Genomic DNA, 3691 nt, shown 5'->3' with positions numbered 1-3691 from the left:
CGACCAGAGCCCGAGGCGGCTCCCGGCGTCGCCGTGTGCCCCTGCGCCTGCTGCTTCCGCTGCTCGTCCTCGTCGCCCTGGCGGCGATGCTCATGCTGCGCGGCTACACGCACAGCGAGATCCTCGCCGACCACCGCGTCCAGGCGCCCGCCCCCACGGACGAGGTGCCGCGGAAGATCCTCGAGGGCGGCCCGGTCATCGACGCCCGGGACGGCCGCACCGAGAGCCTGAGCGTGCCCGACAGGCATCTGGTCCTCACCTTCGACGACGGCCCGGACCCGGTCTGGACCCCGCGCGTGCTGGACGTGCTGAAGAAGCACGACGCGCACGCGGTGTTCTTCGTCACCGGCACCATGGCCTCCCGCTACCCGGACCTCGTCCAGCGCATGGTCGACGAGGGCCACGAACTGGGCCTGCACACCTTCAACCACCCCGACCTCTCCCTGCAGTCCAAGAAGCGCATCGACTGGGAGCTGTCGCAGAACCAGCTGGCGCTCACCGGCGCGGCCGGGGTGCGTACCTCGATCTTCCGCCCGCCGTACTCCTCCTTCTCCGCCGCCATGGACAACGAGTCCTGGCCGGTCACCGAGTACATCGGCAGCCTCGGCTACATCACCGTCGTCAACAACACCGACAGCGAGGACTGGCAGCGGCCCGGCGTCGACGAGATCATCCGCCGTGCCACGCCGGAGAACGGTGAGGGTGCCATCGTCCTGATGCACGACTCCGGCGGCGACCGCAGCCAGACCGTCGAGGCGCTGGACAGGATGCTGCCCGACCTGAAGAAGGACGGCTACGCGTTCGACAACCTCAGCGAGGCCCTGGACGCGCCCGGCGCGATGAGCCCGGTGACCGGCTCCGAACTGTGGAGGGGCAAGGCGTGGATCTTCCTGGTCCAGGCCTCGGAGAAGGTCACCGGCGCCCTGGCGGTGGGCCTGGCCATCGTCGGCACCCTGGTCATCGGCCGCTTCGTGCTGATGCTCGTCCTCTCCGCCGTCCACGCCCGCCGGGTGCGCCGCCGGGGCTTCGGCTGGGGCCCGCCGGTCACCGAACCGGTGACCGTACTGGTCCCGGCCTACAACGAGGCCAAGTGCATCGAGAACACCGTCCGTTCCCTGATGGCCAGCGACCACCCCATCGAGGTCCTGGTCATCGACGACGGTTCCAGCGACGGCACGGCCCGCATCGTCGAGGCCATGGGGCTGCCCAACGTCCGGGTGATCCGCCAGCTCAACGCGGGCAAACCGGCCGCGCTCAACCGGGGTCTGGCCAACGCCCGCCACGACATCGTCGTGATGATGGACGGCGACACGGTCTTCGAGCCGTCCACCGTCCGCGAACTCGTCCAGCCCTTCGGCGACCCGAAGGTGGGAGCCGTGGCGGGCAACGCGAAGGTCGGCAACAAGGACAGCCTCATCGGCGCCTGGCAGCACATCGAGTACGTGATGGGCTTCAACCTGGACCGCCGCATGTACGACGTCCTCGGCTGCATGCCGACCATCCCGGGGGCCGTCGGCGCCTTCCGCCGCTCGGCCCTGATCCCGATCGGCGGCATGAGCGACGACACGCTCGCCGAGGACACCGACGTCACCATGGCACTGCACCGGGCCGGCTGGCGCGTGGTCTACGCGGAGAACGCCCGCGCCTGGACCGAGGCCCCGGAGACCGTGCAGCAGCTGTGGTCCCAGCGCTACCGCTGGTCCTACGGCACCATGCAGGCCATCTGGAAGCACCGCCGCGCCGTGATCGACAAGGGGCCCTCGGGCCGCTTCGGCCGCGTGGGCCTGCCCTTCGTCTCCCTGTTCATGATCGTGGCCCCGCTGCTGGCGCCCCTGATCGACGTCTTCCTGCTCTACGGCATCGTCTTCGGCCCGACGCAGAAGACGATCGTGGCGTGGCTGGGCGTCCTGGCGATCCAGGCGGTCTGCGCGGCCTTCGCCTTCCGTCTCGACCGCGAACGCATGACCCACCTCATCTCGCTGCCGCTGCAGCAGCTCCTCTACCGCCAGCTCATGTACGTCGTGCTGCTCCAGTCCTGGATCACGGCGCTCACCGGCGGCCGCCTGCGCTGGCAGAAGCTGCGGCGCACCGGCGTCGTCGAGGCGCCCGGCGGCTCGGTGCCGCGCCAGAACGCGCGGACCGACGACGATCGGAGGCCCGTGGCATGACCCGCGGACACACCACCGGCACGGGCCCCGCCCCGGAGCCGGCCGGCCCGTACGGAACCGCCCGCCCCGGGGAGGCGCACGGGGCCCCCGGGGTGCCGCCCGCCCTCCCGCGCCAGCGGACGGCCGGGCCCGAGCCCGCGGCGGATCCCGCCGCCCCGGCCGCCCCCGGGAAACCGGGCCGTGACCGCTACCTCGACCTGCTGCGCTCCATCGCCCTGGTCCGCGTCGTGGTCTACCACCTGTTCGGCTGGGCCTGGATGACGGTGCTGTTCCCGTCGATGGGCGTGATGTTCGCGCTGGCCGGTTCGCTGATGGCGCGTTCGCTGAAGCGTCCGGCGGGGAGCGTGATCCGCGGCCGGCTCCGCCGCCTCCTGCCGCCCCTGTGGGCGTTCGCCGCGGTCGTGCTGGCGATGATGTTCGCCGCCGGCTGGGACCCGGTGGAGGAGGACGGTTCCCGGGGCCTGATCGGACTGTTCAACTACCTCGTCCCGATCGGCGCTCCGCCCTACCCCTGGGAGCTCGGCTCCCCGTCGGGCCTGCTGGACACCACGTGGGCGGTGCAGGCCGCGGGCCCGCTGTGGTACCTGCGCGCCTACCTGTGGTTCGTGATCGCGTCGCCGCTGCTGCTGTGGGCGTTCCGCCGGGCCCCCTGGCCGACCCTGCTCGCCCCCCTGGCCCTGACGGCGGTCGTCGGCACGGGCCTGGTGACCATCCCCGGTGAGACGGGCCGTGCGATCACCGACTTCGCGGTGTACGGCGGGTGCTGGGTGCTGGGCTTCGCCCACAACGACGGCATGCTGCAGCGGATCCCGCGGTACATGTCGGTCTCCTGCGCGTCACTGGTGATGGCCTTCGGCCTGTGGTGGGCGTCGAACCACCTGGGTCCCGACGGCTGGGACCTCAACGACATCCCGCTGGCCCAGGCCGCCTGGTCGTTCGGTTTCGTCGTGATCCTGCTCCAGTACTCCCCGTCCTGGCGGGAGCTGCCGGGACGCCTGGCGCGGTGGGACAGGCTGGTGACGCTCTCCAACAACCGGGCGGTCACCATCTACCTGTGGCACAACATGCTGATCATGGCGACGGTCCCGCTGGTCGACCTGCTGTACCGGATCCCGTTCATGCAGAGCGAGCGCGGGGTGGAGGCGATCAGCAGCACGTACACGCTGTGGATGTTCGCCCTGATCTGGCCCCTCATCGGTCTGGCGGTGCTCGCGACCGGCTGGGTCGAGGACCTCGCGGCGAAGCGGAGGCCCCGCCTGTGGCCGAACGGCGCGACGCGTTCCCCCGGCCGGCGGACCGGGGGCCGGGCCGCCGGCCGCCGGGGCTGACGCCGGGAGCGGTCCGCACTGCCCCGACCGTCCGGTGGCCGGGGCGCCGCCCGCCTCCCCCGGCCACCGGACGGCCAGGGCCGCGCAGCGCCTCCACGACCCGCCTCCATGCCCCGTCAGGTGTGGCCCGGTGCCGGGGGTGGCGCCGGCGGCAGTGCCGGGCCGGTGTCCGCGCCCGTCGCGGGCCCGCGACGG

General features: G+C 72.2%; 2 protein-coding genes. Both read left to right on the top strand.

Going from position 1 to position 3691, the window contains the following annotated elements:
• Positions 1-2168: bifunctional polysaccharide deacetylase/glycosyltransferase family 2 protein (locus tag AOK18_RS13645; RefSeq protein WP_055694522.1), on the top strand; the 2168-nt coding region annotated here is incomplete at its 5' end.
• Positions 2165-3496 (top strand): acyltransferase family protein, encoded by a 1332-nt coding sequence (locus tag AOK18_RS13640; RefSeq protein ID WP_055694521.1) that lies wholly within the window; start codon positions 2165-2167, stop codon positions 3494-3496. The genes AOK18_RS13645 and AOK18_RS13640, both read left to right, overlap by 4 nt.
• Positions 3497-3691: the final 195 nt, after the last annotated feature.

The sequence above is a fragment of the Streptomyces prasinopilosus genome (assembly GCF_001419695.1).
Lineage (GTDB): Bacteria > Actinomycetota > Actinomycetes > Streptomycetales > Streptomycetaceae > Streptomyces > Streptomyces prasinopilosus.
This window is presented reverse-complemented; position numbering and strand designations above follow the sequence as displayed.